Origin of the sequence: Streptomyces sp. NPDC020379 (assembly GCF_044387105.1) — a bacterium.
Taxonomy (GTDB): Bacteria; Actinomycetota; Actinomycetes; order Streptomycetales; family Streptomycetaceae; genus Streptomyces.
This window is the reverse complement of record NZ_JBIRVR010000011.1, coordinates 50,708-71,736: the sequence shown is the minus strand read 5'-3', so window position 1 is coordinate 71,736 and position 21,029 is coordinate 50,708. Positions and strand designations below refer to the sequence as shown.

17 protein-coding genes and 1 tRNA gene are annotated in these 21,029 nt (G+C 71.7%); 12 read left to right on the top strand and 6 right to left on the bottom strand.

Annotation, left to right across the window (positions count from 1 at the left end):
• The first annotated feature begins 100 nt into the window (after positions 1 to 100).
• Positions 101 to 1,786 carry a lytic transglycosylase domain-containing protein gene (locus ACH427_RS16510; RefSeq protein WP_398870170.1) on the top strand — a complete coding sequence of 562 codons (1,686 nt, stop codon included), beginning with the start codon at positions 101 to 103 and terminating at the stop codon, positions 1,784 to 1,786.
• A gap of 432 nt (positions 1,787 to 2,218) precedes the next feature.
• Here ACH427_RS16510 and ACH427_RS16505 read toward each other — a convergent pair whose 3' ends face one another.
• Entirely contained in the window at positions 2,219 to 3,046 is an 828-nt protein-coding gene (locus ACH427_RS16505; RefSeq protein ID WP_398870169.1) for a cellulose-binding protein, read from the bottom strand.
• Positions 3,047 to 3,304: 258 nt separating this feature from the next.
• Positions 3,305 to 6,130 carry an SUKH-4 family immunity protein gene (locus ACH427_RS16500; RefSeq protein ID WP_398870168.1) on the bottom strand — a complete coding sequence of 942 codons (2,826 nt, stop codon included), beginning with the start codon at positions 6,128 to 6,130 and terminating at the stop codon, positions 3,305 to 3,307.
• Between ACH427_RS16500 and ACH427_RS16495 the strand changes: the two genes are divergently transcribed.
• A complete protein-coding gene (locus ACH427_RS16495; protein WP_398870167.1) occupies positions 6,012 to 6,323 on the top strand; it encodes a hypothetical protein in 312 nt (103 codons plus the stop codon). The two genes, ACH427_RS16500 and ACH427_RS16495, sit on opposite strands and share 119 nt — an antisense overlap.
• Before the next feature lie 72 nt (positions 6,324 to 6,395).
• Here ACH427_RS16495 and ACH427_RS16490 read toward each other — a convergent pair whose 3' ends face one another.
• Positions 6,396 to 7,373 (bottom strand): HNH endonuclease, encoded by a 978-nt coding sequence (locus ACH427_RS16490; protein WP_398870166.1) that lies wholly within the window; start codon positions 7,371 to 7,373, stop codon positions 6,396 to 6,398.
• A gap of 366 nt (positions 7,374 to 7,739) precedes the next feature.
• On the opposite strand from ACH427_RS16490, the gene ACH427_RS16485 reads away from it, so the two are divergent.
• Complete coding sequence (locus tag ACH427_RS16485; RefSeq protein WP_398870165.1) at positions 7,740 to 8,279, top strand: YwqJ-related putative deaminase; 540 nt, start codon at positions 7,740 to 7,742, stop codon at positions 8,277 to 8,279.
• 3 nt (positions 8,280 to 8,282) lie between these two features.
• A complete protein-coding gene (locus tag ACH427_RS16480) occupies positions 8,283 to 8,789 on the top strand; it encodes an SUKH-3 domain-containing protein (protein WP_398870164.1) in 507 nt (168 codons plus the stop codon).
• A 76-nt stretch (positions 8,790 to 8,865) separates the two neighbouring features.
• Here the strand turns inward: ACH427_RS16480 and ACH427_RS16475 are convergent, their stop codons facing one another.
• Positions 8,866 to 10,233: a sensor histidine kinase gene (locus tag ACH427_RS16475; RefSeq protein ID WP_398870162.1), complete on the bottom strand. Its 1,368-nt coding sequence runs from the start codon at positions 10,231 to 10,233 to the stop codon at positions 8,866 to 8,868.
• Positions 10,234 to 10,388: 155 nt separating this feature from the next.
• On the opposite strand from ACH427_RS16475, the gene ACH427_RS16470 reads away from it, so the two are divergent.
• From ACH427_RS16470 to pth, 6 genes are all read left to right on the top strand, one after another.
• Positions 10,389 to 11,009, top strand: coding sequence for a hypothetical protein (locus ACH427_RS16470; protein WP_398870161.1), 621 nt, complete (start codon positions 10,389 to 10,391; stop codon positions 11,007 to 11,009).
• 90 nt (positions 11,010 to 11,099) lie between these two features.
• Positions 11,100 to 11,170: transfer RNA gene (locus ACH427_RS16465), tRNA-Gln, on the top strand.
• A gap of 117 nt (positions 11,171 to 11,287) precedes the next feature.
• Positions 11,288 to 12,754 (top strand): bifunctional UDP-N-acetylglucosamine diphosphorylase/glucosamine-1-phosphate N-acetyltransferase GlmU, encoded by a 1,467-nt coding sequence (glmU, locus tag ACH427_RS16460; RefSeq protein WP_398870160.1) that lies wholly within the window; start codon positions 11,288 to 11,290, stop codon positions 12,752 to 12,754.
• A 73-nt stretch (positions 12,755 to 12,827) separates the two neighbouring features.
• Positions 12,828 to 13,805 (top strand): ribose-phosphate diphosphokinase, encoded by a 978-nt coding sequence (locus ACH427_RS16455; RefSeq protein ID WP_116212181.1) that lies wholly within the window; start codon positions 12,828 to 12,830, stop codon positions 13,803 to 13,805.
• A gap of 184 nt (positions 13,806 to 13,989) precedes the next feature.
• On the top strand, positions 13,990 to 14,565 hold the full coding sequence (locus tag ACH427_RS16450) for a 50S ribosomal protein L25/general stress protein Ctc (protein WP_398870159.1): 576 nt from the start codon (positions 13,990 to 13,992) through the stop codon (positions 14,563 to 14,565).
• A gap of 83 nt (positions 14,566 to 14,648) precedes the next feature.
• Complete coding sequence (pth, locus tag ACH427_RS16445; RefSeq protein WP_398870158.1) at positions 14,649 to 15,239, top strand: aminoacyl-tRNA hydrolase; 591 nt, start codon at positions 14,649 to 14,651, stop codon at positions 15,237 to 15,239.
• Between the two features lie 177 nt (positions 15,240 to 15,416).
• Here the strand turns inward: pth and ppc are convergent, their stop codons facing one another.
• Entirely contained in the window at positions 15,417 to 18,188 is a 2,772-nt protein-coding gene (gene ppc, locus ACH427_RS16440; RefSeq protein ID WP_398870157.1) for a phosphoenolpyruvate carboxylase, read from the bottom strand.
• A 195-nt stretch (positions 18,189 to 18,383) separates the two neighbouring features.
• On the opposite strand from ppc, the gene ACH427_RS16435 reads away from it, so the two are divergent.
• Both ACH427_RS16435 and ACH427_RS16430 read left to right on the top strand, forming a co-directional pair.
• Complete coding sequence (locus ACH427_RS16435; RefSeq protein ID WP_398870156.1) at positions 18,384 to 19,364, top strand: acyl-CoA desaturase; 981 nt, start codon at positions 18,384 to 18,386, stop codon at positions 19,362 to 19,364.
• Positions 19,361 to 20,062, top strand: a complete 702-nt coding sequence (locus ACH427_RS16430; RefSeq protein ID WP_398870155.1) for a TetR family transcriptional regulator — start codon at positions 19,361 to 19,363, stop codon at positions 20,060 to 20,062. The genes ACH427_RS16435 and ACH427_RS16430 overlap by 4 nt, the downstream gene beginning before the upstream one ends.
• 93 nt (positions 20,063 to 20,155) lie before the next feature.
• Here the strand turns inward: ACH427_RS16430 and ACH427_RS16425 are convergent, their stop codons facing one another.
• Positions 20,156 to 20,953 (bottom strand): trans-aconitate 2-methyltransferase, encoded by a 798-nt coding sequence (locus ACH427_RS16425; protein WP_398870153.1) that lies wholly within the window; start codon positions 20,951 to 20,953, stop codon positions 20,156 to 20,158.
• Between the last annotated feature and the right edge of the window lie 76 nt (positions 20,954 to 21,029).

The window sequence follows — 21,029 nt, the reverse complement described above, 5'->3', positions numbered from 1 at the left end:
CAATTGCGGTCAGAGGGAATTAGTGTTCGGCTTTGATGGTCGAGGGGGGCGACGTGCCACCCCTTCGAACCGGCCGCCGGTCTTTCGAAGGAAGCAGCCCGTGAAGATTCTTCCCACGCGCGCCGCGAGCGTCTCCCGGCAGGGCCTGTGCACGGCCCTGCTCGTCGCCAGCCTGACCGCGGCGGTCGGCGTCAGCCCCCCGCACCACACCGCCGATGCCGACGAGCCGACCCCGGGCCCCGACAACCCCCAGTCGCTGCCCCACGGCACCCCCAACCTCACGCTGCCCGACCTCAGACCCCACTCCCCCGGCGGCCTCCCCGGCACGCCCGGCGCGGGCGGCGACAAACCCGACGGCTCCACCGGCATCCCCGCGACCGCCCTCGACGCCTACAAGAAGGCCGAGGCCCAGGCCCGCACCGAGCTGCCCGACTGCCACATCCCCTGGCAGCTCATCGCCGGCATCGGCAAGGTCGAGTCCGAGCACGGCACCATCTACGGCACCCACCTCCTCCCCGACGGCACCACCGACAAGCCGATCCTCGGCCCCGCGCTCACGGGCCGCGAATTCGCCCTGGTCCGGGACACCGACGGCGGCTTCTGGGACGGCGACACGCAGTACGACCACGCCGTCGGCCCCATGCAGTTCATACCGTCCACCTGGAAGCACATCGGCGCGGACGGCAACGGCGGCTACAAGAACCCCAACAACATCTACGACGCCGCCCTCGGCACCGCCCGCTATCTGTGCGCGGGCGGCCGGGACATGAACAAGCCGGGGGATCTCGACAAGGCGATCCTCAGCTACAACCCGTCACGCGCGTACGTCAAGAGCGTCGTCGCGTGGATGCGCGCGTACCAGAACGGCGATGTCGCGGCACTGCCGGACCCCTCGGGCAGCCCTTCCGCTCCGCGGTTCCCGGGGGGCAACACACCGAGCTCGCCGAGCGCACCCAGCTCGCCCAGCACTCCTGGCACGTCGCGGCCTTCGCCGCAGCACAGCCAGAAGCCGAGCGCTCCCAGCACCCCGGGCAAGCCGAAGCCGTCCGAACCGAGCAAGCCGTCGAAGCCCTCGGAGCCGACGAAGCCGACGCCTCCTGCGCCCACGGCCGCCCAGTTGGAGCGGGTCGGGGCCGCGCAGTGGTCGGCGACGGTGGGCGAGACGTTCACGGAGCGGGCGCGCGTACGGGCTCTCACCGACGGCGGAAAGCCGGTGGCGGGGGCGCACGTGCGCTTCGAGATCCTGGCCCCCGCCAAGGCCCACTTCGACGGAAAAGACGCTGTCTTCGCCACCGCCACCACGGGCCCGGACGGCACCGCCATCGCACCGGTGGTCATCGCGAACGACCAGACGGGCCAGTTCTTCGTGCGCGCCACCGTCGAGGGCCGGGACATCACACCGATCGACTTCTCGGCGACGGTCAAGCCGATGCCTGTGCAGTCCGTGGTGCTCGTGGGCGACAAGCCGCCCATGCCCGCACCTTCCGGCACCTTCGGCGCGATCCAGGTCCGGACGCTCGCCAAGGACAAGACGCCGCTCGCGGGTGTCACCGGCATGACGGCGACCGTTCTGGCGGCGGACGAGAAGACGCCGAGGGCCATCGGGCCCTACTTCAAGAAGGACGGCAAGGCGGTACGGACGATCACTCTCGGGCCGACGGACGAGAAGGGGTCGGTTACCCTGCCGGAGCTGTTCGCGGACGCGAACCCTGGGCCCTATACGTTGCGGATCGCGACGGCGGACGGGCAGGAGCTGATAATCCACTTGACGGTGAAGGCGTCCTAGCCGCGAGCGACACGGGCCCCACCGGTCTTCCGGGTGCGGGCCCGTGGCGCCTGCGGCGCTCTTTCCCCTACCCGCCCCTTCCCGAAACTGGGGGCAAGCCCCCAGGCCCCCGCAACACGGCTTCGCCGCGTTGTCCTCAATCGCCGGACGGGCTGAAATACAGCCCGCACTTGCCCTCCGGGCGGGAGGGGGTGGGGCTGGAGGGTGGGGTTCTGGAACGCGGTGCGTTTTCAGGGCACTCCATGCGCATGACCCGCAGCGCACCGCGTTCCAGGTCCCCAGCCCGGAAGACCCACCCCCGGCACCCACCACAAACCAAGCCCGGCCGGCGATTGAGGCCACCCGAACCGCAAGGCACAAACACCCCGCACCCGACAACGGCGAACCCGGCGCGGCGCCCCCGCCGCAGGCGGCAACGCACCCGCACCCACATCAATCCGCCGCGTCAGCCACCGGCTTACCCGTAAGCGCCGCCAAAGAATGCCGCACATGCGCCATATGCGATCGCAACTCCTCCCGCCGTTCCTCATGCTCACGCAGCACCCGCTCCGTGTCACGGACAATCCGCTCCTCGCGGACACGGGCCTGCGCGATCAGAGCGGCGGCCTGGGCCTCCGCGTCCTCCTGCCCATGGCGAGCCGCCTCCTCCGCCTCCGCGTAGCGGCGCTGGGCCTCGGCGAGGGCGTTGCGGCCGTACTCCTCCATGGCGGCGACGCGGACGTCGAGCGCGGCCTCGTGCTCGGCGATCTCGTGGCCCGCCGCGTCCCAGCGCTCCGCGTGGTCCTTCTCCTGCTCGGCGAGAGCGTCGGCGGTGCGCTCGCGCATCTCCTTCAGCGAGGTCACCGCCTCGACGCGGCGCGCCTTCGCCTCGCGCTGGGCGACGGCGCGCACGTCGTCGGCGACGGACAGCGCGGCCAGCCCGGCCTGCCGCGCCCAGTCCTCCGCCTCGGCGCGGACCTCGGTCGCGTACGCGTGCGCGGCGTCCCGCACCGCCCGCCCGTGCGCGTCGGCGGCGTCCATCAGGGACGTCGCCTCCGCCTCCGCCCGCTCGCGCAGGCCCGCCGCCTCGGCCTGCGCCGTGAACAGCAGGCCCTGCGCGCGGTGGCCCAGCGACTCGTACGTCTGCGGCGGCAGCTGCTGCACCAACTGCCGCAGCCGCGCGACCTCGTCCTCCATCTCGCGCGCGAGCACCGTCAGCCGCGCCGCGCGCTCCCACGCCTCGTCACGGCGCCGCTCGCACTCGACGAGGGCACGGTCCACCTGTTCAGGGCGGTAACCACGGCCCCGTACCACGGTGAAACCGTCAGGAGATACCGATGAACTCATCCTCGAAGCCCCTCATATCCCGGACAACCGAATGACGCGGTCCGGCGCACATCATTCCTGTACGGCGCGAGTGCCCAGAACCCGACACTCCGCCCGCTTCCTCCCGCAAGGTTGTGCCGACCGACGGCGCGGGGCGCCCGCCCCTTCGTCCAAGGGTCGAACGCCCCGCGCCGTCGACACATCGGCCGGCCCCTAGAAGAGACCGTCCCACATCTGCTCCACCAGCACCGCCCACCAATTCTCCGGCGCCGCCAGGGCGGCCGGGTCGAGCGCCGCCAACTGCTCCTGGAAGTCCACGGTCCAGCGGCCGGCCTGTTCCGGCGTCAGACCGTAGCGCCAGCGCCACATCTTGCCGAGCAGCGCCAAAGAGCGAACGAACTGAGGGAGGCTCGTGTTGACGAACTGCGGCGCCACGGAACCACCGTCCGCCCCCGCCTCCATCGGCACGGCCACGATGTGCGCCGTGCCGTACTGCACACACAGCTGACGGCCGTAGTCACTGCCCACCACCAGATACGAGCCCGCGTCCGGCGCCGGGCGCACCCCGCGCTCCGCCGCCAGCTCCGCCAGCGTCGGCACCGGGCGGCCGGGCTGCGCCTGGCCCCAGAAGAACGGGCCGAGGTCCACCGGCAGGCCCGCCCACACGAGCGTCTGCGCCACGACGTCCGGCACGCCCTGCCGCGAGACCGCGCGCTGCTCGAACCGGAACACACCCTGCGGACCGAACGACTCCGCCAGCTCCCGGGCGATGACATCCGGCCCGACCGGCGGCAGTTGGGCCGAGCCCGACAGCGGCACCCGGTTCGGCGCCGGCCGCGCCGGGCCGTCGGCCACCTGGTGCAGCTCGCCCTGATGCTCAATCAGATGCCGCATGCCCTGCTGCCGGGTCGGCAGGTCCCGGCCGTACGCGGCGGTGTGGCTGATCCGCACCTGCGGCCAGGTCTCCCGCACCATGCGCGCGCAGTAACCGCCCGGCAGATCACAGGACTCCAGCTCCGTGTGCAGCTCCAGCACCTGCTGCGGCGGCACATTCATCGCCCGCAGCTCGTGCAAGATCTGCCACTCGGGGTGCGGCGTCCCCGGCGCGCTGCGCCGGATCAGCTGCTGCTCCGAACCGTCGGCGGCGCGGTAGCGCAGTACGGCCATATAGCCGGGCCCCACGGTGGGCACCCCGGCGGGCTGCGGCGGATAGCCGTAACCCCGCGGGGCGGCGGGTCCCTGCGGGGCACCGGGAGCGCCGGGGCCCGCGAGCATCGTCGCCGCGTGGTGCACGGGCGCGCCGGGCACACCGGGCGGCTGCCCGGGAACGCCCGGAGCACCGGGAGCGTGCGGCACGCCGACGCCCGGCGTACCGGGCCCGGCGAGCATCGTGGCCGCGTGGTGCACCCCACCGGGTCCCTGCGGGGCGCCGGGATGCTGGGGTGCGCCGGGAGCCGCCGGAACACCGGGAGCGCCCGGGGCGGCGGGCATGCCGGGAGTGCCCGGACCGGCCAGCATCGTCGCGGCGTACGCGGCACCGGGGCCCTGCGGGGCGCCCGGGGGCTGGGGAGCTCCGGGGGCACCCGGAGGCTGCGGGGCGGCCGGGCCCTGAGCGGAGCCCGGGGCACCAGGAGCCCGAGGCGGCCCAGGAGGCTGCCCCGGAACACCGGGAGCGCCAGGAGCATGCGGCACGTGCGCCCCACGCGCACCCGCCCGCCCCGAAGCACCAGGGGCACCAGGGGCTGCCGGAACACCCGGAGCAGCGGGGGCACCAGGCACGCCCGGAGCACCGGGCACACCAGGCTCGGCCAGCATCGTGGCCGCCGCGTGCGCCGCTCCGGCACCAGGCGCACCAGGCGCACCGGGCACACCAGGAGGACCGGGCGGTACGGGCGCACCGGTGCCCGGAGTGCCCGGCGCACCCGGGGCGTTGGGCGGCTGGCCGGGCACACCAGGAGGCCGCGGCCCCGCGGCCGGAACCGGCGGAGCGGCCGGAGCCGGCGGAGCGGCCGGAGCCGGCCCATTTGTGGCCGACGCCCCCGGACCCGCCGGGTCCTCGAGCGCCGGGGCGATCGCCGTACGCGGCAGCGCGCTGCCCGCCGGCATCAGCGCCGTCTTGGCCTCGGGCCCCACCGCGGGCGCCGGGAAGTCGTCCTCGTCCGCGCCCGACAGGGCGGGGGCGAGCACCGTGGCGGGCAGCCCGACGGAACGGTCCCCGTCGTCCTCGTCCGCGTTCGCGTCGGCCCAAGGCGGCGCCGAGGCGTCGGCGGCCCCGCCCGTGGCCGAGGACGCGCCCGCGTCCGGCCACACGGAAGCGGAATCCGTCTCCGACGCGGAGGGAGCGTCGGGCCAAGCGGACGCGCTGCCCGTAGCCCCACGCTCCGGGCCCGAAGCAGCCGCAGGCGCACCCGGCGCGGAGGGAGCATCCGGCCATGCGGACGCACCGGCCCCAGCCCTGCCGGCACCGTCCGGCCCCGCAGCGGCCGCCGCCGCACCGGCACCCGGTACAGAAGCCGCACCCGCGGCGCCACCGCCCGTGCCCGACGTGCCGGCCGTACCCACCGCAGGCGCATCCGCCCCTGACGCAGCAGAAGCATCCGGCCAAGCCGACGCGCCGGCCGACGAACCGGCCGACCCACCGGAACCCGCCGTCGCAGCAGCGCCGTTCGCACCCGCGCCCGAAGCACCGGCCTCATCCGTCGCGGCCACCGCAGGCACGACCGCATCCGGCGAACCCTGCGCCACAGCGGCGCCACCCTGGCCCACGCCCGCCGCAGGCGGACCCGCGGCCCCCGACGCCACTCCCCTGCCCTCGGACGAATCCGTCCCGGGCGCCGACGTCGCGTCCGACCAGGCCGAGGCCGGCCGGTCGCCCCGCGTACCGGACGCCGTGCCCGAAGCCGACGCCCGCCGGTCCGGGATGCCGATCGCGTCCGCCGCGTCCTGGAGCCACTGCGGCGGGCTCAGCAGGAAGGACGTCGCCTCCAGGTCCAGCCGCTTCGGCGGCGCCCCGTCCGGCGGCGGCAGTTGTTCGTCCACGGCCCCGTACTCCTCCTCGTACCGGCGGATCACCTCACCCACCGGCAGCCCCGGCCACAGCGTCGTCTCGCCGCTGTCCCGGGCTATCACCAGACGGGCCCGGCCGCCGTCCGACGTCGGGCCGTCCTCGCGGTCCTCCGCCCACACCACGAAGCCCAGGTCGAACTCCCGCACCCGCACCTCACGGTGCTGATACGCCGGCACACCGCCGTTGACCCAGCGCTCCGCGCGCTCCTGTGCTTGCGCGAACGTCACCATCCCGCGCTCACCCCTCCACCGGGACGGCGTACGCGAAGCCACCGTCGACCATCAGGTTCGCCACCGTCTCCAGCTCCGGCGGGCCACCGGCCAGCCGGGAGAGAAACGCGTCGAAGTCCTCACCACAAGGCAGCAGCAACCGCTCCACCCGCTCCTGCACCGTCCAGCCGTCCCGGTCACGGGCATCGTCGAACGGACAGAACCACACCGTGCCGGGCGACTCGCCCTTCACCTTCACCGCGAGGACACCGCCCTGCACGAAGCCGACACCCAGATAGTCCTTGGTGAAGTGGTCACGCAGACACTTGTTCACATAGACCAGGTCGTTGACGGCCGCGTCGTCGCGCACCGTGAAGAACGGCTGGTCGATCAGGAGCCCCAGCTCCGCGTCCAGCGCGGCACCCACCGGCGCACAGCCGCCCGCCGCCTTCAGAAAAGCGCGGTACGCCCCCGGCAGCCGGTAACCGAGATCCTCCTCGACGCCCTGGACCTGCTCCTCCGTCACCGCCAGATCCCGCTGCGGCAGCGCGAAGTGCACCGGACGCGTCTCCTGCAACGGCCGCGTGCCCCGCTTGTCCTGGTCCACCGCCGCCGTCGCCAGCCCCGCGTGATGCCGCAACAGCGCCTTCACCTCGACCGGGACCAGCTCCAGCCGCCGCGTGCCCGCCACGTGGTGCCACGTCCAGCCGTGCGGCGTCGCCACGCTCGGCAGACTCGCCCACAACTCGTGCCCGGCCGCGTGCTGCGCGGCGTTCGCCGACACATAGTCCGTCAGCCGCAGCTCGTCGACACCGAAGCCCTCCGGCGGCTCCGCGATCTCAGCGGCCGCACGCGCGTACGGCGAGAAATCCGGGAAACCGTCCTCGTCCACCCGTACGCCCTTGGGATAGCGCGCGGCACGGACCGGATCCGGGAAGTGCACGACCTGCCCGGCATAGGCCGTGTTCGGTGGCGCGGCGTGCTGCCCGAGCCGACCTGTCGTCATGGCGGATGCCCCCTGCTGACTCTGTCACCTGACGCCCAGGACACGTGCGGCGGACACCGCGGGCCACCGGGCCACCGGCCGCGCCACGGGGCGGCCCGGCCGGTCGGTGTCCCCATGGCCGAGAACACCCCGTTCGGCACAGCCTATGCGCTGCGGCGAGGCGGGCACCGCGCAGCGGACCGCACGCACCGCGCCACGCCGCCCCCGCCCCGGCGGCCGTCCCCCGGCACCGCATCCCATAGTGATCACACGACACATGAACACCACACGGCACGCACCCAACCCCGACCTGACTTCCACACCCGCCATCCCATTTGGCAGGCTGATCCCCGCAACAGGGGGATTGCACGGGAGGGAAGAACCACCATGCACACGACTCAGGACCGCCAGCCCGTGGACGAACGCGCCTCCGCACCCGGAGATCCCCGGCTCAGCTGGAGCGCCACCGACGACGCGGACAGACCGCCGGCGCTGCTCCACCGCCGCGACGGCATCCTGCCCGCCGTCGCCGCCGCGCTCTCCGTCCGCGGCGAGACCCTGACCTGCACCGCGGGCAAGGCCGACCAGCCGCCGACGCTCCACCCGCTCGTCCAGGACTTCCTCGACACGCTCACCAGCGACCGCCGCGAACGCTTCACCGGCCGCTGCCCCGAGGCCGTGCTCCTCACCCGCTACCTCGGCGTCTTCGAAGCGGGCCGGAGCAAACGCGCCGCCCGCAAACCGCTCACCCACAGCGAGGCGAAACGCGCCCTGAAACACGCCAAGCTCACCGCCCGCCACATCCGCGAGGACGGCGACCCCCGGCACGGCGGCTACGCCGCCCCCTGCCGCTCCTGCACGGCCCTCCTCGCCCACTTCGGCGTACGGAGTGTGGACCCCGCCGCCCCGACCAACGGCAAGGGCTGACCCATGCGCGCCTTCGAACGCACCGCCGCCACCCGCTTCCCCGTCGCCGTCGACGCCGCTCTCCGCGAGGCCGGCTGGCAGCCCGGCCGCTGGGACATCAAGGCCGCCGAGAACTGGGCCGACGCGCTGCGCGCCCACACCTCCCCGGCCGGCCACCGGCACACCGTCTTCCCCGCGGCCGTCGAGGCGTGGGCCGAATTCGGCGGGCTGCACATCACCGCCCCCGGACCCGGGCGCCACATCGCGCCGACGCCCTTCCACATCGACCCGCTGCACGGCCTGCACCTCGCCCGCACCGTCGCCGACCTCGGCCGCGCGCTGGGCGCCGAGGTGTGCCCCCTCGGCCAGGAGGCGGACGGGCAGGCGCTGCTCGCCATCGACACCCACGGGCGGGTCTACAGCCTCGACCACAGCGGCGACTGGTATCTCGGCTCGGACATCGACCGCGCCATCGGCACCCTCGTCACCGGCGCCCGCCCCTCCCGCCTGTCGGCGGGACCGCGCGCGTAGAGCCCGGCACAGGCGCGCCACACCACCCTCACCGGGGTCGACATCCAGCCAAAAGCAGGGCGATATCCGGCCTGATTCAGGCCGCCATCCGGCCCTCCCCCGACGGGATCACCGCCGAGACCCGGAAACCACCCACATCCGTCACACCAGCCACAAAGACCCCACCAAGCGCCGACACCCTCTCACGCATCCCCACCAGGCCATTGCCACCGCTCGGCAGACCGACATCCGCGCCACCGTCCGAAGGCCCGTTCTCCACCTGGAGCGCCACCTCACCCTCCCGGTGGGCGAGCCGCACGACCGCCTTCGCACCCGGCGCGTGCTTGTGCACATTCGTCAGCGCCTCCTGCACCACGCGATAGGCCGTGCTCTCCACCCGCGCGCCGTGCGAACGCTCCTCACCCTCCACACACAGCTCCACCACCATGCCCGCCGCCCTCGACAGACCCACCAGATCCTCGAGCCCGTCCAGACACGGACCCTCACCGGCCACGGCCTCCTCCACCGCCCCGGCGACCGCCACACTCTCCGACACCCGCGCCGAAGCCACCGCGGCGACCTCCGCCAACCGCTGCGAATCCGCCGCCGACGACTGCGCGGCCACCGAACCGTCCGACGACGTCCGCAAGACCCCCAGCATCTCCCGCAGCTCCGTCAGTGCCTGCCGCCCCATGTCACCGACCAGACCCGCGTTCTTCGACGCCTTCTCCGGATCCTTCAGCGCCACCGCCTGCAACGCCGCCGCGTGCACCACCATCAGCGACACCCGGTGCGCCACCACGTCGTGCATCTCCCGCGCGATCCGCGTGCGCTCCTCGTTACGGGCCCACACCGCCCGCTCCTCCGCCCGGTCCGCCAGCAGCGCCAGCTCCCGCTCCAGACCGTCGGCCCGCTCCCGCAGACTCTCGACCAGCCGGCGGCGCGCCCTCACGTACAGCCCCAGCAGCACGGGCGGCGCGCACAGCCCCAGCGCCATCAGCGCCGAGAAGAACACGGTCAGCCACAGGCCCGGGTGATAGCCGTCCTGCGACATGTCCTGGTCGAACCGCACGAACGTCACCGCGAACGTGCCCGCCACCGACACCCCGGCCAGCACCACCGTCAGCCGCCGCGCCACGTCGGACGCCGCCAGGGTGTAGAGCCCGACGACGCTCAGCAGGAAACCCATCTCGGCCGGTGTGATCGCGATCGACACCAGCACCACGGCTATCGGCCACCGCCGCCGCAGCAGCAGCGACGCCCCGGCCGGCAGCCCGATGGCCAAACCGACCGCCGCGGGCAGCCCCGCGTCACGCGCGAAACCGATCCCCTCCAGCGCGCACTCCAGCGCCGACAACAGCGCGAGCGTCACGTCCAGCACGAAACCCCGACGCCGCCCCCACCACCACGGCCCCTCCGGCGCGCCCCGCGCGCCCGCCTCCGCGATTGCCCCCGTTGTGGTCATACCACCCAGACTACGGGCGCCCGCCACCGGTTTTCCTGCCCGCGCGGGAGCACGGGGGGCGCGCGATCGAAGGCGAAAGGCACAGGTTTCCCTCGAACCGCTGAATGGGATGGGCTTTCGCCATATATGCGCGTATGAGCGATGACGCTGGGTGCATGACGCAAGCGAAGAAGGAACCGCAGGCACGCGCCCGGGAGCTACGGCTGGCGGGCAGGACGTACGACGAGATCGTCGCGGAGCCGGGGGTGGCGAAGAGCTCGGTGTCGCTCTGGGTGAGGGATCTGCCGAAGCCGACGCGGCGAGTGCAGGAGCACTGCCGCGCGATGGCCGAAGCACGGTGGGGGCCGATCCGCCAGGCCCGGGACCTGGAACGCCAAGAGACCCAGAACGCCGCGAGGGGCGAGATAGGCAGACTCTCGGATCGCGAGCTCTTCCTGATCGGCGTCGGCCTCTACTGGGCCGAGGGCTCCAAGCGAAAGACCCACCGACCGAGCGAGCGCGTCATCTTCGTCAACAGCGACCCCGACATGATCGACCTCTACCTGGCCTGGCTTCGCCTGCTCGGCGTCGACGACGACCGCCTCCGGTTCACACGTGATGGTCCACGAGTCGGCCGACATCACAGGCACGGAGCACTTCTGGGCCGAGCGCGTCGGCAACGGCATCGGAACCTTCGGCAAAACGACCCTCAAAAAGCACAACCCGAAGACCGTCCGCAAGAACGTCGGGGAGGACGACCGGGGATGCCTCGCGGTCCGCGTGCTGGGAAGTGCTGACCTATACCGTCGCATCGAAGGCTGGTGGTACGGCATAGTGGTGGCTGCGCGTGTGCCCGATCCAGAGAGTCGGACATAACGGACGAACCATCCCGGGTCGTCTAATGGCAGGACAAATGGTTTTGGTCCATTGAATGAGGGTTCGATTCCTTCCCCGGGAGCTCACAAGTTGGACGACATCGGGTCCTGACCCCCAGGTCAGGACCCGCCCGCGTTTCGGCCTTCAAACACACCGGTATCCTTCGGATGTCCACCACCCGAAGCCGAAGGGCACACCCGTGAGCGCCAACCGCCCGGCAGCCGTCGTCGTCCTCGCAGCGGGTGAGGGCACCCGCATGAAGTCGGCGACCCCCAAGGTCCTCCATGCCATCTGCGGCCGCTCCCTCGTCGGGCACGTCGTCGCCGCCTCCCGCGAGCTGGACCCCGAGCACCTCGTGGTGATCGTGGGGCACGAGCGCGAGAAGGTCTCGGCGCACCTGGCCGAGATCGACCCCGCCGTCCGCACCGCCGTGCAGCACGAGCAGAACGGCACCGGCCACGCCGTGCGCATGGGCCTGGAGGAGCTGTCGAACAGCGGCATCGCCCTCGACGGCACCGTCGTGGTCGTCTGCGGCGACACCCCGCTGCTGACCGGTGAGACCCTGCGGCGCCTCTCCGGCACCCACGCCGCCGACGGCAACGCCGTCACCGTGCTGACCGCCGAGGTCCCGGACTCCACCGGCTACGGCCGCATCGTCCGCGACGCGGCCACCGGCGCCGTGACCGCGATCGTCGAGCACAAGGACGCCACCGAGGAGCAGCGCGCGATCCGGGAGATCAACTCCGGTGTGTTCGCCTTCGACGCGCAGCTCCTGACCGACGCCCTGGGCAAGGTCCGTACGGACAACAGCCAGGGCGAGGAGTATCTGACGGACGTCCTGGGCATCCTGCGCGAGGCCGGGCACCGGGTGGGTGCGGCCGTGGCGGGTGACCACCGGGAGATCCTGGGGATCAACAACCGCGTCCAGCTCGCCGAGGCGCGCAAGCTGCTCAACGAGCGGCTGCTGCGTGTGGCGATGATGGACGGCGTGACGGTCGTGGATCCGGCGTCGACGCTGGTCGACGTGACGGTGACCTTCGAGCGTGACGCGGTCGTGCACCCGGGCACCCAGCTGCTGGGCGCGACGCGTGTCGCCACCGGTGCGGAGGTCGGCCCGAACTCCCGGCTGAAGGACACGGCGGTCGGTGCGGGCGCGGTCGTGGACAACACCGTCGCGGACGGCGCGGAGATCGGCGAGGGCGCGAACGTCGGCCCGTACGCGTATCTGCGTCCGGGCACCCGGCTGGGGACGAAGTCCAAGGCGGGCGCGTATGTGGAGATGAAGAACGCCGTGATCGGCGAGGGCACCAAGGTGCCGCACCTCTCCTACGTCGGGGACGCCACGATCGGTGAGTTCACCAACATCGGCGCGGCGAGCGTCTTCGTGAACTACGACGGTGTGAACAAGCACCACACGACGATCGGCTCGCACTGCCGGACCGGCTCGGACAATATGTTTGTGGCTCCGGTCACGATCGGGGACGGCGCGTACACCGCGGCCGGCTCGGTCATCACCAAGGATGTGCCCCCGGGTTCGCTGGCCGTCGCACGTGGACAGCAGCGGAATATCGAGGGCTGGGTGGCTCGTAAGCGCCCGGGAAGCGCAGCCGCACAGGCCGCTTCCGCCGCTCAGCAGGACGGTCGGGAGACCGACGCCGAACAGTGACCGTGACACGGGCGCGTCGTGCGGGGCGTACCGTGATAAGCGCACACAAAGCGACATCCAAGGAGACTGTGCTGTGACCGGGATCAAGACGACCGGCGAGAAGAAGCTGATGCTCTTCTCCGGCCGCGCCCACCCCGAGCTTGCCGAGGAGGTCGCGCACCAGCTGGGCGTCGGCCTGGTCCCGACCAAGGCATTCGACTTCGCCAACGGCGAGATCTACGTCCGCTTCCAGGAGTCGGCGCGTGGCGCCGACTGCTTCCTGATGCAGAGCCACACGGCTCCCATCAACAAGTGGGTCATGGAACAGCTGATCATGATCGATGCTCTGAAGCGGGCCTCGGCCCGGAGCATCACCGTGGTCGTGCCCTTCTACGGTTACGCGCGCCAGGACAAGAAGCACCGCGGCCGTGAGCCGATCTCGGCGCGTCTGGTCGCCGATCTGTTCAAGACGGCGGGTGCGGACCGGATCCTGACGGTCGACCTGCACACGGATCAGATCCAGGGCTTCTTCGACGGCCCGGTGGACCACCTGTTCGCGCTGCCGATCCTCGCGGACTACGTGGGCGCCAAGGTCGACCGCGACAAGCTGACGGTCGTCTCCCCGGACGCCGGCCGGGTGCGCGTGGCGGACCGCTGGTGCGACCGGCTGGGCGCGCCGCTGGCGATCGTGCACAAGCGCCGTGACAAGGATGTCGCCAATCAGGTCACGGTGCACGAGGTCGTCGGTGATGTGAAGGGCCGGGTGTGTGTCCTGGTCGACGACATGATCGACACGGGTGGCACGATCTGCGCCGCCGCGGACGCGCTGTTCGCGAACGGTGCGGAGGATGTCATCGTGACCGCGACGCACGGTGTGCTGTCGGGTCCGGCCGCGGACCGGCTGAAGAACTCCAAGGTGAGCGAGTTCGTCTTCACCAACACCCTGCCGACGCCGGGTGAGCTGGAGCTGGACAAGATCACGGTGCTGTCGATCGCGCCGACGATCGCGCGCGCGGTGCGTGAGGTCTTCGAGGACGGTTCGGTGACGAGCCTCTTCGAGGAGCAGGCGTAAGTCACGCGCTGACTGATCGATTTCTGGGCGGCCTCCCCGCCGGGTACACTGCACAAGTTGCTCGGCGAGGGAGGCCGCACTTTTCTGGGTGCGGCGGTCCGTTATCGACGCGCTCTTCGTAGCAGGTCTGTCGTGGGCCGGGTAACGGCCGTCAGATCCTTTTGCTTTTCTACGAGGAGTGCGCATGTCCGAGGTCAAGATCCCCGCACAGATCCGCCGCGAGTTCGGCAAGGGCTTCGCCCGCCGCGCCCGTGTCGCCGGTCAGGTTCCGGCTGTTGTCTACGGTCACGGTGGCGAGCCGGTTCACGTGACCCTGCCGGGCCACGACATGATGATGGCGCTCAAGACCCCGAACGTCCTGCTCTCCCTGGACATCGAGGGCCGCACCGAGCTGGTCATCCCCAAGGCCGTCCAGCGTGACGCGCTCAAGGGCTTCCTGGTCCACGTCGACCTGCTGGTCGTCGCCAAGGGCGAGAAGGTCACGGTCGAGGTTCCGGTCCACACCGAGGGCGAGCTGGCCCCGGGCGGCAACCTGCTCGAGCACGTCCTGAACACCCTGCCCGTCGAGGCCGAGGCCACCCACCTCCCCGAGGCCGTCGTCGCGAACATCGCGGGCCTCGAGGCCGGTGCCTCCGTCCTGGCGAAGGACGTCGTCCTGCCGGCCGGTACCTCCCTGGCCGTCGACGCCGACACCGTCGTCCTCCAGGTGCTGGCCGCCCAGACCGAGGCCCCGGTCGAGGCCGCGGGCGACGAGGCCTGATCCAGGCCCTTCCCTCGTTTTTCCCGCCGCCGTCCCACTCCCCTCGAGTGGGGCGGCGGTCGGCTGTGGAGGAGAATGTTCGGATGACGGACGACACGAGCCCTTGGCTGATCGTGGGGCTGGGCAACCCGGGCCCCGAGTACGCGGCGAACCGCCACAATGTCGGCTTCATGGTGGCCGACCTGCTGGCCGGGCGACTGGGGGCGAAGTTCAAGGCGCACAAGTCGCGGGCGCAGGTGGTCGAGGGCCGGCTGGGTGCGCCGGGGCCGTCGAGCCGCCGGGTGGTCATCGCGAAGCCGATGTCGTTCATGAATCTGTCGGGCGGGCCGACGGCGGCGCTGCGGGACTTCTACAAGGTGCCGGTGGAGCGGATCGTCGCGGTCCATGACGAGCTGGACATCGATTTCGGCCAGCTGCGGCTGAAGCTGGGTGGTGGCGACAACGGCCACAACGGCCTGAAGTCGATCACGAAGGCGATGGGCCCTGATTACTGCCGGGTCCGTTTCGGCATCGGGCGGCCGCCGGGTCGTATGCAGGTGGCGGATTTCGTGCTGAAGGATTTCTCGTCGCCTGAGCGCAAGGAGTTGGCGTTCGAGGTGGATCGGGCGGCGGATGCGGTGGAGACGCTGATCGTCGACGGTCTGGAGCGCGCGCAGGGGACGTACAACTCGTAGCGGGGCACTCTTTTGCCTGGGGCTGCGCCCCAGGCCCCGCGACACGGCTTCGCCGCGTTGTCCTCAAACGCCGGACGGGCTGGATCTCCAGCCCGTCCGGCGTTTGAGGACGCGGTCGCAGGCCGCTCCCGCCGCAGGCGGCAACGAAACCCGCAGCCGGGGGAAAACCCCGCCGCCTCAGCCGGTGTTGCGCAGCCCCGCCGCCACCCCGTTCACCGTGAGAAGCAGCGCCCGCGCCAGCGTCGGATCCGCCGGCTCCCCCCGTTCCGCGGCGAGCCGCTGCCGGTGCAGCAGCGTGACCTGGAGGTAGGAGATCGGGTCGAGATACGCGTCGCGGATGTGGAAGGTCTGCCTCAACACCGGGCTGGAGTCGAGCAGTTCGCGCTCGCCCGTGATGCGCAGGACTTCCTGCACCGTCAGCTCGTGCTCCGCGCGGATCGTGTCGAAGACGTGCTTGAGCTCGTCGGGGACGAGCGTGTCGACGTAGTGCTGGGCGATGCGCAGGTCGGTCTTGGCGAGGGTCATCTCGACGTTGGAGAGGAAGTTCTGGAAGAAGTGCCAGTGTTCGTGCATTTCTTCCAGGACGTTGTCGAGTCCGGCCTCGCGGGCGGCCTTGAGGCCGGAGCCGACGCCGTACCAGCCGGGGACGATCTGGCGGGACTGGGTCCAGCCGAAGACCCAGGGGATGGCGCGCAGGCCGTCGAGGCCGGCGCCGGAGTCGGGGCGGCGGGAGGGCCGGGAGCCGAGGTGGAGCTCGGCGAGCTGGTCGACGGGGGTGGAGGCGAAGAAGTAGGCCGGCAGGTCGGGGTCCTCGACCAGGCGGCGGTAGGCGCCGTGGGCGGCGTCGGAGACGGTGTCCATGGCGGCGTCCCAGCGGGCGAGTGCCTCGTCGGACTGGCGCGGCGCGGTGTGCAGGGCGGATGCCTGGAGCGTGGCCGCGACGGTCAGCTCCAGGTTCTCGCGGGCGAGGGCGGGGATGAGGTACTTGTCGGAGATGACCTCGCCCTGCTCGGTGACCTTGATCTCGCCTTCGAGGGTGCCCCAGGGCTGGGCGAGGATCGCGTCGTGGGTGGGGCCGCCGCCGCGGCCGACGGTGCCGCCGCGGCCGTGGAAGAGGCGCAGCCGTACGCCGTAGCGGTGGGCGACGTCGCGGAGGCGGCGCTGGGCGCGGTGGATCTCCCACTGGGAGGTGGTGATGCCGCCGAACTTGGAGGAGTCGGAGTAGCCGAGCATGACCTCCTGGACGTCGCCGCGCAGTGCGACGAGGCGCCGGTAGGAGGGGTCGGCGAGCATCTCGTCGAGGATGCGGTCGGCTTCCTTGAGCTCGTCGGTGGTCTCCAGGAGCGGGACGATGCCGATCTTGGCCCAGCCGGCGTGGAGGTCGAGGAGTCCGGCCTCGCGGGCGAGGACGGCGGCGGCGAAGACGTCGTCGGCGCCCTGGCACATGGAGATGATGTAGGACTCGACGACCTCGGGGCCGAAGCCTTCCAGGGCCTTCTTGATCGTGCGGAAGACGCCGAGGGTCTTCCGGCCGCCGGCGTCCAGGGGTGCGGGTGTGGGGGCGAGCGGGCGGCGCGAGCGGAGTTCCTTGGCGAGGAGCTTGCGGCGGTAGTCGCGGGGCATGTCGGCGTAGCGCCAGGACTCCTCGCCGAGCCGGTCGAAGAGCTGGCCGAGGGCGTGGTGGTGGGCGTCGGCGTGTTCGCGGACGTCCATGGTGGCCAGGTGCAGGCCGAAGGCGGCGAGGGTGCGCAGGGCGCGCTCGAGGCGGCCGTCGGCGATGAGGCCGCCGCGGTGGGCGCGCAGGGAGTCCTGGATGAGCTGGAGGTCGGCGAGGAGTTCGCCGGTGCCGAGGTAGTCGCGGCCTTCCTGGTGGGGGGTGTCGCGGGCGAGGCGTTCGCGGGTGTTGATGAGCTTCTGGCGGACGCAGGTGGCCTTGAGGCGGTAGGGCTCCTCGGCGTTGAGGCGCTTGTAGCGGGGGCTGATCTCGGGGAGGAGTTCGAGGTCGCGCTGGAGGGAGGAGAGGAGTTCCTCGGTGGCGCCGCTGTTGCGGATGGAGTTGGAGAGGGCGCTGCGGAGGAGGTCGACGAGTTCGAGGGCGTCGGTGATGCCGTGCTCGTGCTGGAGGATCAGGACGTCCCAGGTGACCTGGGGGGTGACGTTGGGGTTGCCGTCGCGGTCGCCGCCGATCCAGGTGCCGAAGGTGAGGGGGCGGGTGGTGGCGGGCAGGGCGAGGCCGACGCGGTCGAGCTCGGCGGCGAGGTCCTCCAGGACGTCGCCGACGGCGCCCGCGTGGAGCTCGTCGAGGTAGTAGATGGCGTTGCGGGCCTCGTCGGTGGGCTCCGGGCGGGCGACGCGGAGTTCGTCGGTCTGCCAGAGCAGGTCGATGTTCTCGGCGAGGCGCAGGTCGGTGCGGCGCTTGTCGCCGGTGGCGCCGGTGGGGGTGTCGAGCAGTTCGGCGATGCGGCGGAGCTTGTTGAGGACGCTGCGGCGGGCGGCTTCGGTGGGGTGGGCGGTGAAGACGGGGCGTACGCCGAGGTGGTCGACGGTCTGCCGGAGGTGCTCGGGGTCGGCGTCCTTGAGCTGGTCGGCGGTGCGGGCGAGTATCGAGCCCTCGGCGTCGCGCTTGGCCTGGAGCTCGCGGCCGCGGTGCACCTGCTCGGTGACGTTGGCGAGGTGGAAGTAGGTCGAGAAGGCGCGGACCAGCTTGGCCGCGGTCTCCAGATCGGTGTCGCCGAGGAGCCGGGCGGCGGCTTCGCCGTCGGTGCGGGTGAGGGCCCTGACGCGCTCGACGAGGTCGAGGAGGTCTTCGCCCTCCTGGCGGACCAGGGTTTCGCCGAGGAGGTCGCCGAGGCGCCGGATGTCGGCGCGCAGGGCGGCGCTGCGCTGTGCTTCGGCGTCGTTCCGCGGGGTTTCCTCGGCGGCGATGCTGGTGGGGTCGGCACTGCTCACAGGTGCGGCTCCTTGCAGAGTTTCTGGCACGTCTGGAGGGTTTGCGGACCGCGCTGTCCGACGGTGACCAGCATAGGTCGCCGCCCGACGCGCGGTTGTCCACAGCCCTCTTGCTCCCAGGCCCTGCCCTGCGATACTTACGTAGCCGTAGGTTACGGACCCGTAGCCTTGCCCCGAGCCCCCTTAAGGGATCTGATGACCGCAAGCCCCGACGTGATCGAAGACGCGCCGAAGGCCCAGGAAACGCCGCTCCCGTCCGCCACTCTCGGCAGTGACAGCAAGCGCTCGGTGGAGCAGATCGCGCTGTTGCTGTTCATCACCGTTCCGTTCGTGGCCCTGGTGGCCGCCGTCCCGCTGGCATGGGGCTGGGGGGTGAGCTGGCTCGATCTCGGGCTGATGGTGGTGATGTATTACATCGGCTGCCATGGCATCACGATCGGTTTCCACCGGCATTTCACGCACGGGGCGTTCAAGGCGAGGCGGCCGCTGAAGATCGCCCTGGCGATCATGGGGTCGATGGCGGTGGAGGGTCCGGTGGTGCGCTGGGTGGCGGATCACCGCAGACATCACCGTTTCTCGGATGCCGAGGGCGATCCGCATTCGCCGTGGCGGTTCGGTGAGACCGTGCCGGCGCTGCTGAAGGGTCTGTGGTGGGCGCATGTCGGCTGGATGTTCGACGAGGAGCAGACGCCGCAGCAGAAGTACGCGCCGGATCTGATCAAGGACCCGGCGATCCGGCGGGTGTCGCGGCAGTTCGTGCTGTGGACGGCGGTGTCGCTGCTGATCCCGCCGCTGGTCGGCGGCTTGGTGACGTGGTCATGGCAGGGTGCGCTGACGGCGTTCTTCTGGGGTTCACTGGTGCGGGTGGCGCTGTTGCACCATGTGACGTGGTCGATCAACTCCATCTGTCACGCGGTGGGCAAGCGCCCCTTCAAGTCGCGTGACCGGTCGGGCAATGTGTGGTGGCTGGCGGTGCTCTCCTGCGGTGAGTCCTGGCACAACCTGCACCACGCCGACCCGACCTCGGCCCGCCACGGCGTGCTGAAGGGCCAGCTGGATTCGAGCGCCCGCATCATCCGCTGGCTGGAGAAGGCGGGCTGGGCGTACGACGTGCGCTGGCCCGACGCGGACCGCATCGACTCCCGGCGGAAGGAAAGCGCCGTTCACGCGGCATGATTGACAGCGTGGCGACCGACAGCGATTCCAGCAATTCCACCAGTGGCAAGACCCGGACCCCTGCTCCGGGAACCCGGCGCACCCGCCGGGTGCGGATGACCGGCGCGGAGCGCCGCGAGCAGCTGCTGGACATCGGTCGCGCACTCTTCGCCGAGCGGGGGTTCGAGGGCACCTCGGTGGAGGAGATCGCGGCGAAGGCCGGGGTCTCCAAGCCGGTGGTCTATGAGCACTTCGGCGGCAAGGAGGGGCTCTACGCGGTGGTGGTGGACCGCGAGATGCGGCAGCTGCTCGACATGGTGACGGGCGCGCTGACGGCCGGGCACCCGCGGGAGCTGCTGGAGCAGGCGGCCTTCGCCCTGCTGGACTACATCGAGACCTATACGGACGGCTTCCGCATCCTCGTCCGCGACTCGCCCGTCGCACAGTCCACGGGCACCTTCGCCTCCCTGATCAGCGACATCGCCACCCAGGTCGAGGACATCCTGGGCCTGGAGTTCAAGGCCCGCGGCTTCGACCCGAAGCTGGCCCCGCTCTATGCCCAGGCCCTGGTGGGCATGGTCGCCCTCACGGGCCAGTGGTGGCTGGACGTGCGCAAGCCGAAGAAGGCGGAGGTGGCGGCGCATCTGGTGAATCTGGCGTGGCACGGGCTGGATGGGCTGGAGCCGAAGCCTCGGCTTGTGGGGCATCGGAGGGCGTAGCGGGCGGCGGGCGCTGCCGGGTGCGGTGCGTTCGCGTCTGCGGCGGGCTTTTTCCCGGCCCCGCCCCTTCCCGGCGGGGCCGGGGGAGAAAATTCAGCCCTCCCGCCGCGCCACCACGAAAATCCGCCGGAACGGGAAGACCGTGCCCCGCTCCCCCACCGGATACGCCTCGCGCAGCAGCGCCCCGTACGACCGGAGGAATTCCTCCACCGACTCCGCGTCGTCGCCCAGCGCCGTCAGGACCGGCCGCAGCGCCGTCCCCTTCGTCCAGTCGAGGACGGGATCCGGGCCGGACAGGAGCTGGACGTACGTCGTCTCCCACGCGTCCACGGACAGACCGAGACCCGCGAGCCGGTTCAGGTATGCGCCCGGCTCCAGGACGTGGCCCGCGCGGCGGAGGCCGCCCAGCCGGTCGCGCCAGCGTGGGCTTTCGCAGAGTTCGTGGAGCAGGACGTGGCTGGGGGCGGTGAAGTTGCCGGGGACGGTGAAGGCGAAGGTGCCGCCGGGGGCGAGGGCGTGCGCCCAGGCGGGGAAGAGGTCCGCGTGGCCCGGGAGCCACTGGAGGGTCGCGCTGGAGAAGATCAGGTCGTAGGGCCCGGAAGGGGTCCAGTCGGCGAGATCCACGCGGGCGAAGTCGACGCGGCCGCCGCCGGCGACGCGCTCCGCCTCGGCGAGCATCTCCGCGGAGCTGTCGAGTCCGGTGATCCGGGCGCCGGGCCAGCGTTCCGCGAGGAGGGCGGTGATGTTGCCGGGGCCGCAGCCGAGGTCCACGATGCGGGCGGGGTCGCCGGGCAGCTCGGGGACGCGGGCGAGGAGGTCGTGGCTGGGGCGGGTGCGGTGGCCTGCGTGGCGGAGATACTGCCGCGGGTCCCAGGTGGGTGCGCTGGTCATGGGTGAAGCCTCCAGACAGGGGCGCGCGTACGGGGCAGGGGGCGCGAGGCGCCCCGTACATACGGGTTCCGTACGC

Coding starts and splice junctions, on each gene's coding strand:
- ACH427_RS16495 (WP_398870167.1), top strand. CDS start 6,012: ATGCCGATCGCGTCCGCCGCGTCCTGGAGCCACTGCGGCGGGCTCAGC.
- ACH427_RS16490 (WP_398870166.1), bottom strand. CDS start 7,373: ATGACGACAGGTCGGCTCGGGCAGCACGCCGCGCCACCGAACACGGCC.
- ACH427_RS16485 (WP_398870165.1), top strand. CDS start 7,740: ATGCACACGACTCAGGACCGCCAGCCCGTGGACGAACGCGCCTCCGCA.
- ACH427_RS16480 (WP_398870164.1), top strand. CDS start 8,283: ATGCGCGCCTTCGAACGCACCGCCGCCACCCGCTTCCCCGTCGCCGTC.
- ACH427_RS16475 (WP_398870162.1), bottom strand. CDS start 10,233: ATGACCACAACGGGGGCAATCGCGGAGGCGGGCGCGCGGGGCGCGCCG.
- ACH427_RS16470 (WP_398870161.1), top strand. CDS start 10,389: ATGACGCAAGCGAAGAAGGAACCGCAGGCACGCGCCCGGGAGCTACGG.
- ACH427_RS16450 (WP_398870159.1), top strand. CDS start 13,990: ATGTCCGAGGTCAAGATCCCCGCACAGATCCGCCGCGAGTTCGGCAAG.
- pth (WP_398870158.1), top strand. CDS start 14,649: ATGACGGACGACACGAGCCCTTGGCTGATCGTGGGGCTGGGCAACCCG.
- ACH427_RS16435 (WP_398870156.1), top strand. CDS start 18,384: ATGACCGCAAGCCCCGACGTGATCGAAGACGCGCCGAAGGCCCAGGAA.
- ACH427_RS16430 (WP_398870155.1), top strand. CDS start 19,361: ATGATTGACAGCGTGGCGACCGACAGCGATTCCAGCAATTCCACCAGT.
- ACH427_RS16425 (WP_398870153.1), bottom strand. CDS start 20,953: ATGACCAGCGCACCCACCTGGGACCCGCGGCAGTATCTCCGCCACGCA.